This is a genomic window from Nisaea sediminum (assembly GCF_014904705.1).
In the GTDB taxonomy this organism is placed as follows: Bacteria; Pseudomonadota; Alphaproteobacteria; order Thalassobaculales; family Thalassobaculaceae; genus Nisaea; species Nisaea sediminum.
In genome coordinates, this window is record NZ_JACZCQ010000003.1 from 567,629 (window position 1) to 588,833 (window position 21,205).

The 21,205-nt window shown below is 63.9% G+C and carries 19 protein-coding genes; 11 read left to right on the top strand and 8 right to left on the bottom strand.

From position 1 onward, the window contains the following. Nucleotides 1–55 precede the first annotated feature (55 nt). The 4 genes from IG122_RS07810 to IG122_RS07825 all read right to left on the bottom strand — a co-directional run bounded on the left by IG122_RS07810 (nt 56) and on the right by IG122_RS07825 (nt 3,911). Nucleotides 56–1,111, bottom strand: a complete 1,056-nt coding sequence (locus tag IG122_RS07810) for a TRAP transporter substrate-binding protein (RefSeq protein WP_193182175.1) — start codon at nt 1,109–1,111, stop codon at nt 56–58. A gap of 145 nt (nt 1,112–1,256) precedes the next feature. After that, nucleotides 1,257–2,582, bottom strand: a complete 1,326-nt coding sequence (locus IG122_RS07815) for a TRAP transporter large permease (protein ID WP_193182177.1) — start codon at nt 2,580–2,582, stop codon at nt 1,257–1,259. Further along, the gene (locus IG122_RS07820; protein WP_193182179.1) at nt 2,582–3,088 is read right to left on the bottom strand and encodes a TRAP transporter small permease subunit; all 507 of its coding nucleotides are present in this window, start codon (nt 3,086–3,088) and stop codon (nt 2,582–2,584) included. Before IG122_RS07820 ends, IG122_RS07815 begins: the two co-directional genes overlap by 1 nt. Before the next feature lie 10 nt (nt 3,089–3,098). Further along, the gene (locus tag IG122_RS07825; RefSeq protein ID WP_319024838.1) at nt 3,099–3,911 is read right to left on the bottom strand and encodes an N-formylglutamate amidohydrolase; all 813 of its coding nucleotides are present in this window, start codon (nt 3,909–3,911) and stop codon (nt 3,099–3,101) included. Between the two features lie 143 nt (nt 3,912–4,054). Here IG122_RS07825 and IG122_RS07830 point away from each other — a divergent pair, with 143 nt between their 5' ends. Further along, nucleotides 4,055–4,930, top strand: coding sequence for a MurR/RpiR family transcriptional regulator (locus IG122_RS07830; protein WP_193182182.1), 876 nt, complete (start codon nt 4,055–4,057; stop codon nt 4,928–4,930). Nucleotides 4,931–4,953: 23 nt separating this feature from the next. Here the strand turns inward: IG122_RS07830 and IG122_RS07835 are convergent, their stop codons facing one another. Further along, complete coding sequence (locus IG122_RS07835) at nt 4,954–6,027, bottom strand: glycosyltransferase (RefSeq protein ID WP_226893388.1); 1,074 nt, start codon at nt 6,025–6,027, stop codon at nt 4,954–4,956. Between the two features lie 59 nt (nt 6,028–6,086). On the opposite strand from IG122_RS07835, the gene IG122_RS07840 reads away from it, so the two are divergent. Further along, entirely contained in the window at nt 6,087–7,106 is a 1,020-nt protein-coding gene (locus IG122_RS07840) for a glycosyltransferase family 9 protein (protein ID WP_193182183.1), read from the top strand. Here IG122_RS07840 and IG122_RS07845 read toward each other — a convergent pair. Together IG122_RS07845 and IG122_RS07850 are read right to left on the bottom strand one after the other, a co-directional pair. Then, nucleotides 7,086–8,039: a glycosyltransferase family 9 protein gene (locus IG122_RS07845; RefSeq protein ID WP_193182185.1), complete on the bottom strand. Its 954-nt coding sequence runs from the start codon at nt 8,037–8,039 to the stop codon at nt 7,086–7,088. The genes IG122_RS07840 and IG122_RS07845 overlap by 21 nt on opposite strands. A gap of 40 nt (nt 8,040–8,079) precedes the next feature. Further along, nucleotides 8,080–8,436 carry a PilZ domain-containing protein gene (locus tag IG122_RS07850; protein ID WP_193182187.1) on the bottom strand — a complete coding sequence of 119 codons (357 nt, stop codon included), beginning with the start codon at nt 8,434–8,436 and terminating at the stop codon, nt 8,080–8,082. Nucleotides 8,437–8,667: 231 nt separating this feature from the next. Here IG122_RS07850 and IG122_RS07855 point away from each other — a divergent pair, with 231 nt between their 5' ends. The 7 genes from IG122_RS07855 (at nt 8,668) to IG122_RS07885 (ending at nt 16,536) form a co-directional block, all read left to right on the top strand. Beyond that, nucleotides 8,668–9,378: an ABC transporter ATP-binding protein gene (locus tag IG122_RS07855; protein WP_226893390.1), complete on the top strand. Its 711-nt coding sequence runs from the start codon at nt 8,668–8,670 to the stop codon at nt 9,376–9,378. A 170-nt stretch (nt 9,379–9,548) separates the two neighbouring features. Beyond that, entirely contained in the window at nt 9,549–10,469 is a 921-nt protein-coding gene (locus IG122_RS07860) for a sulfite exporter TauE/SafE family protein (RefSeq protein WP_193182189.1), read from the top strand. Nucleotides 10,470–10,473: 4 nt separating this feature from the next. Beyond that, on the top strand, nt 10,474–11,238 hold the full coding sequence (locus IG122_RS07865) for a TIGR02186 family protein (RefSeq protein WP_193182190.1): 765 nt from the start codon (nt 10,474–10,476) through the stop codon (nt 11,236–11,238). Between the two features lie 31 nt (nt 11,239–11,269). Then, on the top strand, nt 11,270–11,755 hold the full coding sequence (locus IG122_RS07870; protein ID WP_193182191.1) for a universal stress protein: 486 nt from the start codon (nt 11,270–11,272) through the stop codon (nt 11,753–11,755). 149 nt (nt 11,756–11,904) lie between these two features. Beyond that, nucleotides 11,905–14,784 carry a molybdopterin oxidoreductase family protein gene (locus IG122_RS07875; RefSeq protein WP_193182192.1) on the top strand — a complete coding sequence of 960 codons (2,880 nt, stop codon included), beginning with the start codon at nt 11,905–11,907 and terminating at the stop codon, nt 14,782–14,784. Beyond that, complete coding sequence (locus IG122_RS07880; protein ID WP_193182193.1) at nt 14,781–15,575, top strand: 4Fe-4S dicluster domain-containing protein; 795 nt, start codon at nt 14,781–14,783, stop codon at nt 15,573–15,575. The genes IG122_RS07875 and IG122_RS07880 overlap by 4 nt, the downstream gene beginning before the upstream one ends. Nucleotides 15,576–15,585: 10 nt before the next feature. Then, complete coding sequence (locus IG122_RS07885) at nt 15,586–16,536, top strand: dimethyl sulfoxide reductase anchor subunit family protein (RefSeq protein ID WP_193182195.1); 951 nt, start codon at nt 15,586–15,588, stop codon at nt 16,534–16,536. Here IG122_RS07885 and IG122_RS07890 read toward each other — a convergent pair. Next, nucleotides 16,515–17,864: an MFS transporter gene (locus IG122_RS07890; protein ID WP_193182197.1), complete on the bottom strand. Its 1,350-nt coding sequence runs from the start codon at nt 17,862–17,864 to the stop codon at nt 16,515–16,517. The two genes, IG122_RS07885 and IG122_RS07890, sit on opposite strands and share 22 nt — an antisense overlap. A gap of 217 nt (nt 17,865–18,081) precedes the next feature. Between IG122_RS07890 and IG122_RS07895 the strand changes: the two genes are divergently transcribed. Together IG122_RS07895 and IG122_RS07900 are read left to right on the top strand one after the other, a co-directional pair. After that, nucleotides 18,082–18,297 (top strand): DUF2842 domain-containing protein, encoded by a 216-nt coding sequence (locus IG122_RS07895; protein WP_193182198.1) that lies wholly within the window; start codon nt 18,082–18,084, stop codon nt 18,295–18,297. A gap of 275 nt (nt 18,298–18,572) precedes the next feature. Beyond that, nucleotides 18,573–21,170, top strand: a complete 2,598-nt coding sequence (locus IG122_RS07900) for a DUF4347 domain-containing protein (RefSeq protein WP_193182200.1) — start codon at nt 18,573–18,575, stop codon at nt 21,168–21,170. Nucleotides 21,171–21,205 lie beyond the last annotated feature (35 nt).

Consider the following 21,205-nt stretch of genomic DNA (forward strand, 5'->3'; position numbering starts at 1 on the left):
GGTCCGCGTATCGGGCGGCCGGAGAAATGCCGCTCCCGGAGGAGACGATCAGGTCTTAGCTATAGCGGTACGGCTTGCCCGCCTTTTTCATATCCGATGCATACTTCTTGAAGATATCGATGACCTTCTTAGTCCGCGGCGTCTGGGCGGCGATTTCGTCCCAGAACTTCTCGGCCTCGGCCTCGACCGTCGCCCACTCGTCGTCGGCGATGGTGGTCAGCTTCATCTTGGTGCCGTCGACGCGCAGCTTCGCCTCGCCGCCCCAGTACCAGTGCTGGCGGTAATAGTGCGAGCTGTCCATGCAGAGCCTGAAGAGTTCCTTCAGATGCTCCGGCAGCTCGTTCCAGCGTTCGGAGTTGGCGAAGTAGGAACCGCACCAGGCACCGGAAATGTTGTTGGTGAGGAAGTAGTTGGTCACGTCGGCCCAGCCCACCGTGTAATCCTCGGTGATGCCCGACCAGGCGATGCCGTCGAGCTCGCCGGTCTGCACCGCGACCTCGATGTCTTCCCACGGCAGGGTCACCGGAATGACGCCGAAGCGGGACAGGAACTTACCCGCGGTCGGGAAGGTGAAGACCCGCTTGCCCTTCAGGTCGTCGAGCTTGTTGATCGGATCGACGGTGGCGAAGTGGCACGGGTCCCAGGCGCCGGCGCTGAGCCAGGTCACGCCCTCGACTTCACCGTAAGCCTCTTCCCAGATCTCCTTCAGGCCGTACTGGTTGAACAGCACCGGTACGTCGAGGCTGTAGCGGGTCGCGAACGGGAAGTAGCCGCCGAAGACCGAGATATCGACCGGCGCAGCGATGGAATCGTCGTCGCTCTGCACCGCGTCGATGGTGCCGCGCTGCATGGCGCGGAAGAGCTCGCCCGTCGGAACCAGCTGGTCGGCGAAATAGAGCTCGATCTCCATCTCGCCGTTGGCGACCTTGTTGAAGGCGTCGATCGACGGCTTGATCACGTGCTCGGCGAGCGCCGGACCGGCATAGGTCTGCAGCCGCCACTTGATCTTGCTCTGGGCCTTCACGGCCGGCGCGGCGAGTGTCGCGGCTCCGGCAACGCCCGCCGTCGTCGCGGCGGCGGCCGTCTTCAGAAATTCACGTCTGTTCGTCATGTCACCTGTCTCCCTTAGGTGATGGGCCCTCGGGCCCGGTTAACCCTCAATGGAACGGTTCCCAGGCCGTTCCATCCGCACTGTCATGGCGCGATGCGCCTCCCCTTCCCCGTTTCTTCTTCAGTTCGGTCCCATCGCGGCCCGACTACCTTCCGTAGAATTGGTTGGGCAGCCACATCGCGATATCGGGGAAGATCATGACCAGAATGAGCGCCAATGTCATGACCAGCACGAAGGGGCCGATGGACCGGTAGATGTCCGACAGCGTGACCTCCGGCGGCGCCATGGCGCGCATCAGGAAGAGGTTGTAACCGAATGGCGGCGTCATATAGGCGATCTGGCAGGTGATCGTGTAGAGCACGCCGTACCAGACCAGATCGAAGCCCAGCATCTTCACCAGCGGCACATAGAGCGGCGCGACGATGACCAGCATCGCCGTGTCGTCGAGGAACATGCCCATCAGGATGAAGGAGAGCTGCATCAGGATCAGGATCTCCCAGGGCCCGAGACCGAGCCGGTCGACGAAGAAGCTCTCGATCGCCTTAACGGCGCCAAGACCGTCGAAGACGGCGCCGAAACAGAGCGCGGCGAGAATGATCCACATGAACATGCAGGAGATGCCCAGCGTCTTGCGCAGCACCTCTTCCATAACCTCCGCCGTCAGCCGGCGCTTGACGAGCGCGGCCAGGGTCGCCGCCGTGGCTCCGACAGCGGAGCTCTCGACCAGCGAGGTCACCCCCATCAGGAACAGCCCGGTCATCGAGAAGAAGATGAAGAGCGGCAGGATGCCGGCCTTGAGCAGGCTGATCTTCTCTTCCCAGGTGATTTCCGCCCGCTCCTCCTTGCTGAGCGACGGCCCGAGGGAGGGCTGCATCCAGCAGCGGATGACGATATAGGCGATGAACATGCCCGCCATCATCAGGCCGGGTATGGCGCCCGCGAGCCAGAGCTGGCTGACCGGCTGGCGCGCGATCATGCCGTAGAGCACGAGCACGACGCTCGGCGGCACCAGGATGCCGAGCGAACTGCCGGCCTGGATCACGCCGGTCACCATGATCTTGTCGTAGCCGCGGCGAAGCAGTTCCGGCAGCGCGATACTGGCGCCGATGGCCATGCCCGCAACCGAGAGCCCGTTCATCGCCGACACCGCGACCATCAGCAGGATCGTGCCGATCGCGAGACCGCCGTTCAGCGGCCCCATCCAGACATGGAACATGCGGTAGAGATCGTCGGCGATCTTCGACTCCGACAGCATGTAGCCCATGTAGACGAAGAGCGGCAGGGTCAGCAGCGGATACCATTTCATCAGCTTCATGGCCGCGCTGAAGGCCATTTCGGAGCCGCCGTCGCCCCCGAGCTGCAGCGCTGCCGCCCTGGCCGCGGAACCCATGGGCCCGAAGACCCGCTGCCCCGTGAGGAGCAGCAGCATCATCGAGGAGAACATGAGGAGGGCGATAAGCTCGTAACTCATCAGAGTTCCTCCCCGCGCAGTGCGGCAATATCCTTGAAGAGCGTCGCGACCGCCTGCAGCAGCATGAGCAGAACCCCGAAGGTCATGACGATCTTCACCGGCGCCATGTAGGGCGCCCAGGCGGAATAGCTCTGCTCGTTGTATTCGATGGCGTAGGCGGTCGAGGAATAGCCGCCATAGAGCAGCAGGCAGAGATAGAAGATCAGGAAGAGAACGGTGATCGAGTCGACCAGAGAGCGGGTCCGCGGTTTCCAGTTCGTGTAGAGCAGGTCCATGCGCACATGGTCGCCGAGCTGCATGGAATAGCCGCCGCCCAGCAGGTAATAGGCCACCATCAGAAACTGCGCGGTCTCGAGCGTCCAGAGCGACGGCAGGAATACCGCCTTGGAAAGCGACGAATAGAGCAGCACGCCCAGCATCGCGAAGATCAGATACATCGCGAACCGGCCGATGAAGCGGTTCATCTTCTCGACATAGGCAACGTAGAGCCGTATCGCTTTTGGCATCCTCCGCCCCTTATCTCTGCTGGTCGTTGCTGTTGCCGTCGCCGCCCGCGCAGAGCTCAAGAGCCCTCGCTACCGCGCCCGACAGCCGCTCCGCCATGGCGCGCTGCTGCGCCGTCTCGCGGATGATGTCGTTGCGGATTTCGATCATGACGTTGAGCAGGCCATGCGGCAGCGCGTGGACCTTCAACGTGTGCGTCACGCCATCGGCCGGGCCGTAGGGCTCGTTCCGGCGTACGTCCAGTCCGGCGAATATTTCCTGCTGATCCAGCATTGCGTCGGCGAGGCGGCTGTCCGCATCGTGAAGAATGCCGAGATCGAAATGTCTTTCGACCCCTTTGTAGACGGGCGTGAAGGAATGCACGGTCACGATCGCCGGACGCTGTCCCGCCGCCATGCGGCCTTCGATGACGTGCTCCAGCGTGTCGCGGAACGGAAAGTAGATCCGCTCTGCGCGTTCTGCGCGCTGCATCTTGGTCAGGCCGGCATTGCCCGGGATTTCGTAGATCTCGCTCACCGCCGGCATGGCGCTTTCGGCCTCGGGCGGGCGGTTGCAGTCATAGACCAGGCGGGAAGTCTTCGCCGCCACCAGGGGCGCATCAAGCGTGGCGGCCATGGTCGAAGCCACGGCAAGCGCTCCCGGGTCCCATGCCACATGGCTCTGTTGGACGGCTTCGTCAACGCCGAGCCCATGCAAATGGGCCGGAATATGGTTGGAGGCGTGTTCGCAAACGACGATCGCGGCACGCTTGCCGCCCTCGTTCGTCACGCTGACCGGATTGCCCCACGCGGACAGATCCGCGATCGGCTGCGCCGACAATGCCACTCGCCCTCTCCCCTGACGTTGCAGCCATCTTTTCAACTTTGATCAGGCAGTCAAGGATAATTCTGAAAATTCCTCTTCTATAAATCTGAGATTGTCGCATTATTTTCAAAACGACACGGCGCGGTCGCGCCCGGGAGGATGAATTGTCGGAACCCCTGACCGGAACGGTGGCGGAGCGCATCAGGCGCCGGTTCGAGTCGCTGACCCGAGCGGAGCGTCAGCTCACCAATGTCATTCTCGAGAACTATCCGGTGTCCGGCCTCGGCACGATAACGACACTGGCCGAGACAGCCGATGTCTCCACGCCGACGGCGGCGCGGATGGCCCGCAAGCTCGGCTTCGGCGGTTTTCCCGAGATGCAGGCCGCGCTCCGGTCGGAACTCGAGGCCACCCTCTCCAATCCGATCGCGAAGCACGACAGCTGGGCCGCGAACGCACCGGACACCCATATCCTCAACCGCTTCGCCGATGCGGTGACGGACAATCTCAGGCAAACCCTGCAGCAGCTCGACCTCTCGGACTTCAACGCGGTCGTCGACCTGCTGAGCGATCCTGCACGCAATATCTATCTCGTTGGCGGCCGCATCAGCCGGTCGATGGCGGATTACTTCTTCACCCACATGCAGGTGATCCGGGACGGTGTGACGCTGATCTCGCCGAATTCGAACACCTGGCCGCATTATGTGCTGAACATGAAGGAAGGCGACGTGCTCGTCGCCTTCGACATCCGGCGCTACGAGCATGACACGCAGCGCCTGGCGGAAATGGCGAAGGAGCGCGGGGCGCGCCTGGTGCTCTTCACCGACCAGTGGGGCTCGCCGGCCGCGAAACATGCGAGCCACAGCTTCCGCGCCCGCATCGAGGTGCCGTCGGCCTGGGACAGTTCCGCCGTGATCCTGTTCATCATCGAGGCGCTGATCGCCGCGGTGCAGACGGAACGCTGGGAAGAGACAAGGGACCGGATGAAAGTTCTGGAACAGCTCTTCGACCAGACGAAACTCTTCCGCAAGTTCACCTGAGGGAGACCGGTAGGACTCCGGTACTACTTGGCGAGAGACCCGAGCAAGTCGAGGTAGTGCCGGACCACCGTGCGCTCGCTGAAACGGGCTTCGAACTCGGCCCGCCCGGCATCGGTCAGCGACTTCGCGAGCGCGTTGTCGGAAATCACGCGGTTCAGCTGCGCAGCAAATCCGTCGGCGTCCTCGATCACGGCCAGCAGACCGGTTTCCCCCTCACGGATCAGATGCACCGGCCCTTCGCTCTTCGCCGCGACGACCGGCAGGCCGTGCGCCCAGCCCTCGATCACCACATTACCGAGCCCTTCGACACGGCTCGGGCAAACCAGAATGTCGGCGCTTGCAAGCAGATCCGCGGTGTCGTCGCGCCATCCAAGGAAGCGGACCCGCGCGGCGATCTCCAGCTCTTCCGCCAGCGCCTTGAGAGCCGCTTCCTCCGGCCCCGCGCCGGCGATCCAGAGATAGGCCGCTGGTGTCTTCGCAAGGGCGCGCAATAGCACGTCGTAGGCCTTGTTGCGATGCAGACGGCCGAGCGCAAGCAGCAGCGGGGCATCGTCTGGCGTGTCGAACGCGCTGCGGCTGAGCGGCGTTCCGGGCTCGGCATGGACGAAGTTCGGAACATAATGGGTCCGCTCCGCCGGCCAGCCCTGACCTGTCATATGATCGACGAGACCAGGTGCGTTGCAGATCAGGTGATCGAAGCCGCGATAATATTTCACGTCATAATAGCCGCCGATCCGGCCTACGCGGAGATAGTCGCCCGGCGGTGTCTTTGCGGCGGCTCGGTTCATCCAGGCCAGCACCACATCGGGCCGGAACGACCGGATATCCCGCCTGAGCTGCCAGGGCGTCAGGAAGTCAAGAGCTCCGCCGAAGCCGAATTCGGTGAAATCCACTCCGGCCGCGCGGAGAATCCCGGCCCGCCTGTCGTCGCGGCGGATCGCGACGCGCTGTGCGACAGCGCCACTCCATTCCGGCTTTGCCATCGCGGAGACCAGGCGTTCGAAAAATGCTTCGGCGCCGCCGTGGCGCGCCCCTGCCATGGTCTGGTAAAGACGGATCATCGAGGTTTCGGAAAAGCTTGTGACAACGCGGCGCATTGTGGTGTAGCCCGTGCCCGACCGCAAGCGCAGTGCGGACCGACGACGGGAGCCGAAGAGTGAAAGCAACGATTGCCGGAATCGACCCGCGCCCGATCGGCGGCACCCTCGTCATCCAGCCGCTGCCCGGCATCGGCGACGTGATCTGGCACCTGCCGCATCTGAAGAGCATCGCCGCCCAGACAAAGCAGAAAACCGTGACGCTCCTCACCAAGCAGCGTTCGCAGGCGGATGTCCTGCTCGAAGGATCGGACTTCGTGCGCGACGTGCTCTGGCTGGACGAGAAGCGCCACCGCGGCCCGCTCGGCGGTCTCGCGCTCGGCAATGCCCTGCGCCCATACGGCTTCGACACGGTCTGGATCCTGCACACCTCGGCGCGCTACGGGTTTGCCGCCTGGCGCGCCGGGATCGGCGAGCGGATCGGCTACGGTATCGGATGGCAGGACGCCTTCCTGACGACACAACACGCCTTGCCGCGCGATGCGAAGAAACTGAGCGCCATCGAAAAGGCGAACCGGCTGCTGCTCAATCACTCGGTCCCGAAAATCGAGGCGGCTCCAAACCTCGCCGTTGACGGTCGGCTGACAGACATCGCCCGCACGGAGCTAGATACCCTGCCCCGCCCATGGATCTCGCTGATCCTCGGCGCCAGCGAGGAGTTCAAACAATGGGGCGTGGATAATTTCGGCGCGCTGGCCGACCGGCTGCACAGGGAGACCGGCGGAACTTTGCTGCTCATCGGCGGGGAGGCCGAGGCGGACATGGCAGCGCGCATCGGCTCGCGGTTCTCCGATCCCGCCTGGATCCGTCCCGTCATCTCGCGCCCGCTTCTGCAGGCAGCCGCCTTCGCGGCAGTCTCGGACTTCGCCATCGGCAACGACACCGGAATGCTCAACGTCGCCGCCGCAGTGGGCACGCCGTCGGTCGGCCTGTTCGGTGGCTCGGTGCCGATCGCCGAGGATCCGCGCATCGACGTGGTGATGCCGCCGGGTGTCGTGCGCTACGGCAATAACCGCATGGCCGAGATCTCGATCGGCGCGGTCGCCGACGCGGTGCGCTCAGGACTTTCCGGCGAGTAGTCTTTCCGCCGCCTCGACCACACGATCGACCGGTAGGTCCCACATCAGGCTGTCCTCCGGGTCCTTGCAGAAGCCGGGGTCGCGGCGCAGCGTCTCGTAGTCCCGGTCGGTCCTGACGAAGGCTGTGCGTGCCCCCCAGGGCCGGTACTGCTCGTCGCGGCTCGGGCCGAAGAGCCCGAGGGTCGGCGCACCGGACGCAGCCGCGAGATGCATCAGTCCGCTGTCGTTGCCGATATAGAGCGCCGAACGCGCCAGCAGCGCCGCCAGCACTCCGAGCGGCTCGATGCCCGCGAGATCGATCCGGTCGGCTTCGGGGACGGCGGAAAGCAGAGGGAGCGCTTCTTCTCGCTCCGACGGCGCGGAAAGCACCGCGAGACGGCTCCCATCGAGGACGCCGCCGGATGCCGTGAGCCGGCGCACAGTCTCCTCGAAACGTTCGCGCGGCCAGGTTTTCGCCCGCCAGTTCGCGGTCGGACCGACGGTGAGGATCGGACGCGGATCGTCGCCGATCAGTTTCTCCGCCCTCGCCCGGTCCGCGTCGGAGCACCAGGCGCGCGGCGGCGGCGGCGGATCCAGATCCAGTAGGGCAGCCAGTTGTTCGACCCGGTGCCCATTGTTCGAGCCACCGGAGAAGATCCGGCGCCTGCGCGTTGGGAGAACCCACGCCGAGGCGGAGCCGCGCAAATCGACGATCAGGTCCCAGAAAGCGGGGAAACAGGCCCCGAGCAGGGTGCGCCAATGCGCCAGATAAGGCCCCTTGCGCATCACCACCAGACGTTCGAGCGCCGGGAACGCCTCGAACACAGGCGCCGCCACCGGACCGCAGGCGATCGTGAAGCGGGCCTCCGGATAGCGCTCGCGCAGCGCTTCGAGCAACCCGGTCGACAGCACCGCATCGCCGAGGCGGGTGTAGGAAATGAAAAGGATGCGCATGGCGCCGCTTATACCCCGCCGGGCCGGGATCGCAAGCCCGTCAGACGGTCTCGGCGCGCGCGCTTTCTTGTTCGTGCATCATGCGAACCCAAACGGAGACCACCGCGCCGGCTTCCGCCGAATTGAAACTGACCCGGGCACCATGTTCGTCGTTGGCGATCAGTTTTCCCTCAAGATGAAGGCCCGAGGCCGGGTGCAAGATCTTCAGGTCGCTGCCTGGCTCCGCCGCCACCGGCGGCTCAAGGCGCAAACCTCCTACGGAAACGTTTTCTACGATGCAGGTATGCGCGACACCACCCACAGTCACTTCGAGCGGAGTCGTGACAGGATAGCGTTCGAACTGCCGCCGCTCACCTTTCGGAGACAGGCCGATCGCACGAAGGATCGAGTTAAACATGGCTTTTTGCTCCTTCGGCGGGGAATGCCGAATGTTCAACCAATGATACGAATTACCGCACACATTTGAAATGCGGTCTGTGCGAATTCACGCATTTCGACGATGCATTCACCCATGAATTAGTTTCTTATTTTCGAAACGGATAGCCCCTGTCTCGCAGTTTCAGGACAACGGACCGACGCTTTGCAAAAACTCTTCCTTGAGAATGTGCGCCACAGTTTCTCAGGCAATATGCCCACGAAAACGGTACACGCCGTCGGCCCGATCGGCTTCGCCGCCGACGAAGGAGAGTTCGTCGCGATCGTCGGGCCTTCCGGTTGTGGAAAATCCACCTTGCTCCGCCTCACGGCCGGTTTGCTCGAAGCCGACGAAGGGACAATCCGGTTCGCGGGAGAACGAATCGACGGCCCCAGCCCGCGCCGCGGCATGGTGTTCCAGCAACCCGCGCTGTTCCCCTGGCTCGACGTGACCGGCAACGTCACCTTCGGCAGCAGGTTCCGCGCACTTGGCCGGACAGTAAGCCGGGATCTGACCGCCGAACTCATCGCCGCCGTCGGTCTCGAGGGGTTTGAGCAATTCTACCCGAACGCCCTGTCCGGCGGGATGCAGCAGCGCGCGGCGCTCGCACGCACGCTCGCCGGCGGCCCGGAGCTGCTGTTGCTGGACGAGCCGTTCGGCGCGCTCGATCAGCAAACCCGCGCGCAGATGCAGGTCTGGCTCGCCGGACTCCTCGCAGACCGCGGCATCACCGCGCTTCTGGTGACGCACGACATCGAGGAAGCGGTCTTTCTCGCCGACCGGGTCCTGGTGATGAGCGGACGGCCCGGGCAGTTGCGCGCGAGTTTCGAAATCCGGCTCCCGGCGGACCGGCGACAGAGGGTCAGAACCAGCCCGGAATTCGTCGCGCACAAAGCGGAAATCCTCGCCGCGCTTGAGAGCTAGACGGCAAGCAGACCGGATTGCCGGGTACGGCCCACCGATTTTTGGAACAAGTCCAAACAAGTCGTGGCACTGCCACATATTTTTCTGTTATCAAGGATGGAATCGTTCGGTCGGCCACGTCTGTGACGCGACCGGTTTCAGGTTCATCCCTTACCGTCCCCGCGGGCCCGATGTACATCTACCTGCCCATCGCAGAGATGTCGGTAAACGTCTTCCTCATTCTGGGGATGGGCGGGGCTGTCGGATTTCTCTCCGGCCTGTTCGGCGTCGGCGGCGGTTTCCTCATGACGCCGCTGCTGATCTTCCTCGGCGTCCCGGCGCCGGTCGCGGTCAGCACCGGCGCGAACCAGATCGTCGCCAGCTCGATCTCCGGCGTGATCGCACATTGGCGCCGCGGAAACCTCGATTTCACCATGGGATTGGTACTGCTCGCAGGCGGCATCGTCGGCTCCAGCCTGGGCGTGCTGATCTTCAAGCTGCTCGAAGCGCTCGGCCAGATCGACCTGGTGATCAAGCTCTGCTACGTGATCTTCCTCGGCATCATCGGCGGGTTGATGCTGCTGGAAAGCATCCGCACCATTCTGCAGGTCCGCAAGAGCGGGGCCCGGCGGCGCAAGCTGCACGAGCATAACTGGATGCATGGCCTGCCGCTGAAAATGCGGTTCCGCAAGTCCAAGCTCTATATCAGCGCCCTGCTGCCGCTCGGGATCGGGTGCCTGGTCGGCATCCTGTCCGCGATCATGGGGGTCGGCGGCGGTTTCATCATGGTTCCGGCGATGATCTACATGCTCGGCATGCGCACCTCGATGGTGGTCGGGACCTCGCTGCTGCAGATCATCTTCGTCACCGCGAACGTGACCTTCCTGCAGGCGATTTCGACCCAGACCGTCGACGTCGTTCTGGCCATCCTGCTGCTCATTGGCGCTGTCGTCGGCGCCCAGTTCGGCAGCCAGTTCGCAGTCAAGCTGAAGGGTGAGCAGCTGCGCGTTCTGCTGGCTCTGATGGTCGTTTCGGTTTGCCTGAAACTCGCCTTCGATCTGGTGGTGACACCGAGCGACGTCTACTCGATCGTCGTGGCGAGCGGAGGCTGAACGGATGCCCTGCAACGACCGTTCCCGCCTCGCGGGGCTCGCCATCATCGCCCTCGCATTGATCTGCTCGGGAAGCGCGCGGGCACAGGACCTGATCGCCGATCTCTCCAGTCACCGGGTGGACATCACCACCGGGTTCACCGGCGCCGACCTGCTGCTCTTCGGATCGGTGGACGATACAGGCGATATCGTCGTCACGGTCACCGGCCCCAAGGAAAACATCACGGTCCGCCGCAAGGATCGCGTCGCCGGTATCTGGATGAACACCAAGAGCATTCAATTCACCGGGGCGCCCAACTTCTACGCCGTTGCGTCAAGCCGGCCGCTTGAGGAAATCGCGCCGCCGGAAGTCCTGGCGCGCCAGGAGATCGGCGCGAACCATCTGCGTCTGAAGGTGGCCGACGGGCACGATAGCCGCGCCCGGGAGGAGGTGGCCGAGTTCCGCAAAGCGCTGATTCGGCGCAAGAAGGCACAGGGTCTCTATGCCCAGACCCCGGGCGATGTTACCGTGATCGCGTCCAAGCTGTTCCGCACCCAGGTGCATTTCCCGGCAACCCTCGCGACCGGCATCTATACCGCGGTCGTCTACCTGATCCGCGACGGACGTGTCGTTCACGCCCAGACAACGCCGCTCGTGGTGGAAAAAGTCGGCATCGGCGCCGAAGTCTACACCTTCGCGCATACGCGTTCGGCAATTTACGGCCTCGCGGCGATCATCATCGCCGTCGTCGCGGGCTGGCTTGCCGCAGCGGTTTTTCGTAAAGTTTGATCAAAGTCGTGGCAGATCGGACAGAACTCGCATGAGCCAGTTGACGGATGGATCGAAGCCCAGGGTCTTCCTCGTCGTTGTCGATGACAGCGACGAGATGATGATCGCGCTGCGCTTCGCCTGTCGCCGGGCCCGCCACAGCGGCGGCCACGTGGCTCTTTTCCGGTCCATCGAACCGCAGGAATTCCAGCACTGGATGGGCGTCGGCGAGATCATGCGCGAGGAGGCCCGCGAGGATGCGGAAGAGCTCCTCAGCGGCCTCTCCGAGAAGGTCGTCGAGATTTCAGGACAGATTCCGATCATCTATGTCCGCGAAGGATCCACCCGCGACGAACTGCTGAAACTGATCGACGAGGAACCGAGCATTTCGGTGCTCGTGCTCGGCGCCAACACCCAGGGCGAGAGCCCCGGGCCGCTGGTCTCCTACATGGCCGGCAAGGGCGCCGCGCGGATGCGAGTGCCGATCACGATCGTGCCCGGAAACCTCACAGACGAGCAGATCGACGCCGTCACCTGATGCGCCGCGACAGTCAAATCGTCCACGCTTTCCGGATCGAAGAAAAAAGCTTGTTTCGATCCTGACTTTCCCGGACCGGTCCTGCTAAAGTTCGGTGCAACGATAAGAATCCGAATGGCCGAAACGCGCCGTCCCGCCCCGGAGAGAGAATGAGCATCAACCCGTTCGAAACGGTTGTTGAGACTGTCGAGACATCGCCGCCGGTATCCGACGAGACCAAGTTCACGACCTGCTACATGTGCGCCTGCCGCTGCGGCATCAAGGTGCATCTGCGCGACGGCACCGTCCGCTATATCGAGGGCAACAGGAACCACCCGGTGAACAAGGGGGTGCTCTGCGCCAAGGGCTCCGCCGGGATCATGCAGCACTATTCGCCCGCCCGGCTGACCAAACCGCTGATGCGGGTCGGCGAACGCGGCAGCGGCGAGTTTCGCGAGGTCGAGTGGGAAGAGGCCCTTGCGACTGCCGCAGGCTGGCTCGGCGACATCCGCAAGAGCGATCCTCGCAAGCTCGCCTTCTTTACCGGCCGCGACCAGTCGCAGTCGCTGACCGGCTGGTGGGCAAGCCAGTTCGGCACCCCGAACCACGCCGCGCACGGTGGGTTCTGTTCGGTGAACATGGCGGCCGCCGGACTCTATTCCATCGGCGGCTCGTTCTGGGAATTCGGCGAGCCCGACTGGGAGCACACCAAATATTTCATGATGTTCGGCGTCGCCGAGGATCACGATTCGAACCCGATCAAGATCGGCCTTGGGAAGCTGAAGACGCGGGGCGCCAAGTTCGTCTCGGTCAATCCGGTGAAGACCGGCTATTCCGCCATCGCCGACGAATGGGTCGGCATCCGCCCCGGCACGGACGGGCTGCTGATCCTTTCGCTGGTCCACGAGTTGCTGCGCGCGGGCAAGGTCGACCTGCAGTACCTCGTCCGCTACACCAACGCGCCCTGGCTGGTGATCCAGGATCCGGGTGGCGGCGAGCACGGTCTTTTCGCGCGCGATTCCGAGGGTCGGCCGCTAGCGTTCGACAAGAAGAGCGGAACCATCGTCTCCGCGCTCGACACCGATATCACGCCGGACCTCTCCGGTGACCATGTGCTGCCGGACGGTCGTAAGGCCGTCCCGTCCTTCAAGCTGCTGGCCGAGCGCTATATCGACCCGGCCTACGCGCCAGATACGGTGGCGAAGGAATGCGGGCTGAAGGCGGAGACCATCAAGCGTCTCGCCGCCGAACTCGCGCATGCCGCCTTCGAGCAGGAAATCACCCTCGATGTGCCCTGGACCGACTGGGCCGGACGGCGGCATGAGAAGATGACCGGCCGCCCGGTCGCTATGCATGCGATGCGCGGCATCTCGGCCCATTCCAACGGCTTCCATACCTGCCGCGCGCTGCATGTGTTGCAGATGCTGCTCGGCAGCATCGATTGCCCGGGCGGCTTCCGTTACAAGCCGCCCTTCCCGCGCCCCTGCCCGCCGCCGCTGAAACCGGTCGGCCGTCCGGACCAGGTGAAACCGGAAACCCCTATGGCGGGCCCGCCGCTCGGCTTCCCGATGGGGCCGGAGGATCTTCTGGTTCACGAGGACGGCAGCCCCGCGCGGATCGACAAGGCCTTCTCCTGGGAAGCGCCGATGGCCGTGCACGGCATGATGCACATGGTCATCCACAATGCCTGGGCGCAGGATCCCTATCCGATCGACACGCTCTTCATGTACATGGCCAACATGTCCTGGAATTCGACGATGAATTCCAAGGGCACCATGGAAAAGCTGACCGACAAGGATCCCGCGACCGGCGAGTACAGGATCCCGCGGATCATCTATTCCGACGCCTATGCCTCCGAGATGGTGGCCTATGCCGATCTCGTCCTGCCCGACACGACCTATCTCGAGCGCTGGGACTGCATCTCGCTGCTCGACCGGCCGATCTGCGATGCGGACGGCGCCGCGGACTCGATCCGCCAGCCTGTCGTGCCTCTCGACCGCGACGTGCGGCCGTTCCAGGAGGTGCTGATCGAGCTCGGTGTCCGCCTCGGCCTGCCCGGCCTGACGAAGGAAGACGGCTCGGCGAGATATCCGGGCGGCTATCCGGACTATATCGCCAATCACGAGCGCGCGCCGGGCGTCGGCCCGCTCGCCGGCTGGCGGGGCGCGGACGGCACCGAAGGCGGCAAGGGTGCGCCGAACCCTAACCAGCTACAGCGCTATATCGAGAACGAGTGCTTCTGGCGCCACGAGTTCGCGCCGGAAGAGCGTTATTACAAGCATTCCAACAAGGCTTATCTGGAGACCGCGACGAAGCTCGGCTTCATCGGCGCGCCGAACCAGGTCATCCTTCAGCTCTATGTCGAGCCGCTGCAGCGCTTCCGCCTGGCCGCCGAGGGGCACGGGGACCTCCAGCCCCCCGAGAAAGACCGCGAGCGGCTGAAGCGCACTTTCGACCCGCTGCCGATCTGGTACCAGCCGTTCGAGGAGAGCGAGGTCGACACGGCCAGCTTCCCGATGCACGCGATCACCCAGCGCCCGGCGGCGATGTATCATTCCTGGGGCTCGCAGAATGCCTGGCTGCGTCAGCTGCACGGCAAGAACCCGCTCTTCATGAACCGGGAGCGCGCCGAGAGTCTCGGCGTCGCCGACGGCGACTGGGTCTATGTCACCTCCCATCACGGCCGCATCAAGGTACCGGTGAAGCTGATGGAAGGCGTCAATCCGGACACCGCCTGGACCTGGAACGCCATCGGCAAGCGTCGCGGGGCCTGGAACCTCGGCAAGGACGCGCCGGAGGCGACCAAGGGCTTCCTGCTGAACCACGTGATCTCCGAACTGCTGCCGGCGCGCGGCGACGGGTACCGCTACGCCAATGCCGATCCGGTGACCGGACAGGCGGCCTGGTACGACCTGCGCATCCGGATCGAGAAGGCGGAGCCGGACCGGCCCGGATCCGTTTCCGAGCCGCAGTTCCCCGAGCTCGGCAATCCCTCCAGCGTCGCGCGTCCGAAAGGGCCGCTGCAGTTCCGCGGGAGGCGCAGCCGATGACCTCGCTCCCGACCGAAACGACGGGCAAGAAGCTCGGCCTCGTCATCGATCTCGATATCTGCGTGGGCTGTCATGCCTGCGCGGTGAACTGCAAGGAATGGAACACCGGCGGCCATTCCGCGCCGCTGACCGACTGGAACGCCTATAGCGCGGACGAAGAGGAAGACGGCGACGAAGGCGCCTGGGGCGTCTGGTTCAACCGCATCCACACCTACGAGGCGGGTGAAGGCGAAGACGCGCGCACCGTTCATTTCCCGCGCTCCTGCCTGCATTGCGAGACGCCGGACTGCGTCACCGTCTGCCCGACCGGTGCCTCCTACAAGCGCGCGGAGGACGGTATCGTCCTGGTCAATGCCGACCTCTGCATCGGCTGTAAGCTCTGCTCCTGGGCCTGCCCCTACGGCGCGCGGGAGTACGACAAGACCGAGGGCGTGATGAAGAAATGCACGCTCTGCGTCGACAAGATCTACAACGAGAACCTTGAAGAACGGGACCGCGTCCCGGCCTGCGTCTCCACCTGCCCGGCCGGTGCGCGGCATTACGGCGATCTGGGAGATCCGACGTCCGACGTCTCGCGACTGGTCGAGGCCCGGGGCGGCTACGAGCTGATGCCGGAGATGGGCTACAAGCCGGTCAACCGCTACCTCCCGCCGCGCCCGCGCCGCACCGAGGCCGCCGATATCGGGGCGCCGGAGCGTCTTGCCGATCTGGCGGACAAAGTCCCTTCGACTGAATCGACCGCCGGCGCCACGGGTCTGCTCGGCTGGCTCGACCAGATGCTCTCCCGCTGAGGCCCGCGCCATGCATCCAGCACTTTCCGTCATTTTCTTCACCACGGCCTCGGGCGCCGGCTACGGCCTGCTCGTCTGGCTCGCGCTGCATGCCGCGCTCACCGGCAATGCCGATCCCGTCATCGGCTGGATCGGCCTGCCGCTTTCGCTCGGACTGGTCACGGCCGGCCTGCTCAGTTCGACCTTCCATCTCGGTCATCCGGAACGCGCCTGGCGCGCGCTCAGCCAATGGCGCAGCTCCTGGCTCTCGCGCGAAGGCGTGATGGCGATCCTGACCTACGTACCGGCACTGATATTCGCCGGCGGATGGCTTGTTTTCGGCCGGATCGACGGAGCGTGGGCCATCGCCGGACTCGCCGCAGCATCGCTGGCGCTGATCACCGTCTATTGCACGGCCATGATCTATCGCAGCCTCAAGACGATCCCCCGCTGGTATTCCGGATACACCGTGCCGGGCTATCTCGTCCTGGCCCTGGCCAGCGGCGGTCTCTGGATGCTTCCGCTGACAGCACTCGCCGGAGAGGATGTCCCGTCCGCTGCGCTTCCCGTCCTGACGGCTGTTCTGCTCTCCGCCGCGATCAAGTGGCGTTACTGGGCGTCGTCAGACCGCGCCGGCGCCACCGCGACATCCGGCAGTGCGACAGGGCTGGGCGCGCTCGGACATGTGCGCCTCCTCGAGGGTCCGACGACCTCCGAGACTTACGTCATGCGTGAGATGGGTTACCGGATCGGCCGCAAGCACGCCGCCCGGCTCCGGCAATTCACCGCCTTGTTCGGGTTTCTGATCCCGGTCGCGGTACTCGCTGTCCTGATGTCCGTTCCCGGCACCGGCACGATCGCAGGCGGCCTCGCCCTGATCGCCGCCATATCGGGGAGCATCGGGGTGGTGCTCGAGCGCTGGCTGTTCTTCGCCGAGGCGAAGCACGTGGCGACGCTCTATTACGGCGAAGACTTCGCCTGAACCAGCTCCTCGGCTTCGCCCTCGACGGCGGAGTCGATGATCTCCTCGTAGGAGAAATCCTTCGGCGGAGTCTCGTCCATGACGTTCGGCTCGACCTCCTCGATGACCTCGCCCCGCGGATCCAGCTCGGCGGCAAGCGCGGAGGTCCGGGCATAGGCGACGTAGGGGCCCTGCTCCTCCATCGTCGGCGCCGCACGGCGAAGCATCCGGTAGACGGCGAAAAGCCCGACCGCTCCACCGATGAGCGCGCTGAAATGAAACAGCCCGCCCGGTCCCACCTGGTCCATCAGGAACGCGCCGGCAACCGGGCCGATGGAGGATCCGAGGCTCGCCGCGATCAGGATGCCCGCGGAGGCCGGCACCAGATCGCTCGCCTCGACATGGTCGTTCACATGGCTGATCGCGAGCGGATAGAGCGCGAAATTCAGTCCGCCATAGACCACCATCAGGCCGAGGAACATCCACCATCCTCCATCGAAGGACACAGCTATGGCGAAGGACACGGCGGCGACGGCGAAAAGCGCCACGGTGATCACCGTACGACGGTCGAAATAGTCCGAGAGCTTGCCGATCGGATATTGCAGCAGCAATCCACCGAACATGGAGACCGACATCATCGTGGCGATGTCGGCAATCGACAGACCGATCTGGTTCCCGAAGATCGGGCCAAGCCCCATGATCGCCGCCCCGAGCGCACCGCTGGCGAAAGCGCAGATGAGCCCGAGCGGCGAGATCCGGAACAGTTCCCTGAGACTCAGCCGCGACGGCGTCAGCTCGCCGGCCGTTGCCCTGGACGCGAGCGACAGCGGCACCAGCGCGAGCGAAAACAGGATCGAGGCGACGCTGTAGAGAATGAAACTGGTCGGCGGCGAGACGTTCAGGATCTGCTGTCCGGCGGCCATGCCGAAATACATCACCACGATATAGATCGAGAGCATCTGTCCGCGGTTGGAATTCGTCACCGCGCCATTCAGCCAGCTTTCCGCGACCATCAGGGCGCCGGCGATGCAGATGCCGGTCGCGAAGCGCAACGCGCCCCAGAAGAACGGATCGACGAAGATCGCATGCGCGACCGCACAGGCCGAGATGACCGAGGCAAACGCGGCAAAGGAGCGGACATGACCGACGCTCTCAATGATGCGGCCGCAGATCGCTGCGCCAAGAAGCTGGCCGACGAAGTAGGACGACGCGACCATACCCGCGACGGTCGTGTCGAACCCCTCCTGGCTCATGCGCAGGCCGAGCAGGCTGTGGAACAGCCCGTTCGCGCTCCAGAGAAACGCGACGGAGATCATTAGGGCAACGATCGGGTGGCCGAGCACGGTCATGAAATAAAAGCTTTCTGCGGGTCGATGCGCATTCTTCCGGCACGCCTTAAGCCGCAGGCACAGTCCCGGTCTCGCTTCTGCGCGACACAGGCGCCGGTTTTAGGATGGTTGCATGTCGGGTTTCAGAGAATTCATCTCGTTTTAATCGATCGGCGACGGTTGACAGCCGCACCGGATGCCGCCTATCCGCAGCCATTACAGATTTTCGGAGGCGGCCATGCGTTGGCGTACTGCACTCGGCGGATTAACGATTATTTCGGGATTGATCGCGTATATCGCGGCCGCAGTCACTTTCGCCAACCACTATCTACCGGAGCATTGGCTGGCCGAACTGATCTTTTATCCACTGGCCGGCTTTCTCTGGGTTTTTCCGGCAATCTGGATCATCGGCTGGACCAAGAAGGACAAGGAGCCGCCCACGCCAGGTCGATAAATTTTTATTTTATTTTCCAACCGAATACCCTTCAATAAACCATAAGATGTTTTTTTCAATATATTAAAAAAATTAACCACATCCTATAAGTCAATGATTTTTCGGATAATAATTTTTTAACGATTACCCTATAGTTTACCCCCCAGAAGCTAGGCGACATAGTCGCCCACGGCACATCAAACCCAACAGACGAGTCAAACCGGTCCTGACCGGACGGAGCGATTCGGCCCGAATTCGCGCGGCACGCGCGATCGGAAAACACGAAGGAAGCAAAAATGGGCATGTTCGATACCCATCTCGCCCCGTCCCGCTCCTCCGCAGCGGATCTCGGCGCAACGGTCGCGCCGGCGCTGCTGGTCGTGGCATCTGACGTAGCAGACCGTGGGGTTCTGCTTCGTGAGCTGCCCGACAATGTGCGCCTCCTGCGCGACGGAAACGGCGCGACCCTCGAGCGCATCCGCTGCGCGCTGACCACGATCCGGCTCGAGACCGGGCGGCTGGCCGCTCTCCACCTGGTCGGCCATGGTGCGCCGGGCGAGATCTCCGTCGACGATTTGCATCTGGATGCCGAAAGCGTCGATCACATCGCCGCCACGCTGCGCACCGTACCGCTCTCCCTCATCGCCCTGCACGGCTGCCATACCGGCGCCGACGCAGCCGGCGAGAGCCTGACCGGGCGCCTGCAGGCTACTCTCGGCGTTCCCGTTCACGCCAGCCGCGATTTCGTCGGCCGCGCACCGGATGGGGAGAGCCGCTGGAAACTGGACGGCCTGACGACATCGATGCTGCCGTTCGCAGCGGCCGCGATCGCGGCCTATCCCCATCATCTCGCCGATATTACCGGGACGACGGGAAACGATCTGTTCCACGGTTCGACGACCCCGGCGACGACGACCGGCGATGACACGATCTCGGCTCTGGCCGGCAACGACACGATCAGTGCCCTCGACGGCAACGACCTTCTCTACGGCGACGACGGCAACGACACGCTCTATGCGGACGGTGGCGACGATACGGTCTATGGCGGCGCCGGCAACGATTTCGCCTATGGCGTCACCGGCAACGACCTGATTTTCGGCGACGCCGGTAACGACCAATTGTCCGGCGCCGACGGGATCGACACCCTCTACGGCGGTGACGGAAACGACACGGCGGCCGGCAGTTCCGGCAACGACCTTGTGTACGGCGATGCCGGTAACGATTGGTTGTGGGGCGGCAAAGGCAACGACATCGTTTACGGTGGCTCCGGAACGGACACGATTTCCGGCGGCGATGGTGAAGACACCCTCTATGGCGGCATCGGTAGCGACACCATTTCGGGCTTCAGCGGCACCGATCTGCTCTATGGCGAGGATGGCAACGATCTGCTGCGCGGCGGCGGTCAGGCCGACACGATGTTCGGCGGCGCCGGCAACGACACCTTCTCCGGCACCGCTTCCCACTTCAACGGTGACACGATCGGCGATATTGAAATCGGCGACATGATCCAGATCACCAGTACCGATCTGACCTCGCTGAACGGCACGACGCTCGGCAGTACGATCGATCTTGGCTCAGGGCAGACGCTCAATATCGGCGGCAGTCCCGGATCGTTGACGATCAACGCGGTGCTTAACGGCTCCACGACAGAACTGACCTTCAGCGCGGCAAGCAGCGGGTCCTCGGGAGGCTCCTCGGGCAGTTCGGGAAGCGCGCTGACGGTCACGGAGCAGACCACCGGCGACGTCGCCGGAACGACGACGGGCCGCACGCTGGTGAACAATACCGGCGGCAGCGCGACCGGTGCGTTGGTCGAGAATACCGGCAACGGCAATGTCGTGACCGTGACGCTACCGACAGGCATTTCCCTTACGAACTCCGGAACTGCCGCTGCGCAGAGCTCGGCCGTTGCCGGGACCACCCTGAGAGGTGAAATCCAGGCGACGGAGCCCGTGGCATCGTCGCAAAGTTTCCTCGATGGTCACGGACAGACCTTCCTCGCCAACTCGGCCGGCGCGACCCTCGATGTTCGGTCCATCACCTTCTCGAGTACCGGAGGATCAGCACAGACCGTCGAGCTGACGGGACAATCGTCAAGCGGCAGCGAGGCCTTCATCATCAACACGACCGGCCTTCCGACCGGATCGACCCTGAAGCTCGACAATATCGAGTTCGCGGCAATCGTCGGCAACGCAACCGTCACGGGCGGAGCCGGTCAGAACTACGTCGTCGGCGACAATTCCACGCAGTTCATCTCCTGCGGCGCCGAGGATGACACGCTAGCCGGAGGCGGTGGCAACGACACCGTCGGTTCGGGCTGGGGCGAGGACATCGTCTATGGCAACCAGGGTATCGACTCCGTCTTCGGCGGCGGGGGCATGGATACGCTCTACGGTGGCCAGGACAGCGATACCGTCAAGGGCGACAACGACAACGACGTCGTCTACGGCAACAAGGGCGACGATACCGTCTCCGGCGGCGAGAACGATGACCTGGTCTATGGCGGCCAGGACAACGACTTTGTCTACGGCAATTCCGGCAATGACAGTCTGTTTGGCAATCTCGGAAACGACACGCTTTATGGCGGTCAAGGCAATGACGTGCTCTCCGGCAATGCCGGGAACGATCTGCTGGCCGGCAACAAGGGCGACGATACCCTTGTCGGCGGCGAGGGCGCGGACGTCTTCGTCTTCGAGTTCGGCGGCGGGAACGATACCGTCAACGATTTCGCGGCCGGGACAGATACGCTGGCCCTCGAGGCCGGCCTCGGAGTCAGTTCCGCGACGGAGAGCGGCGGCAATACCACGGTCACCTTCTCCGACGGCGGCAGCGTGACGGTCATCGGCGTCACAAAGACCGCGCTTTCAGAAGCAACCGGCTGGGTCTTTATCTGATCTCGGCGCCACGGCGATTTATCGGAGCCATCCCC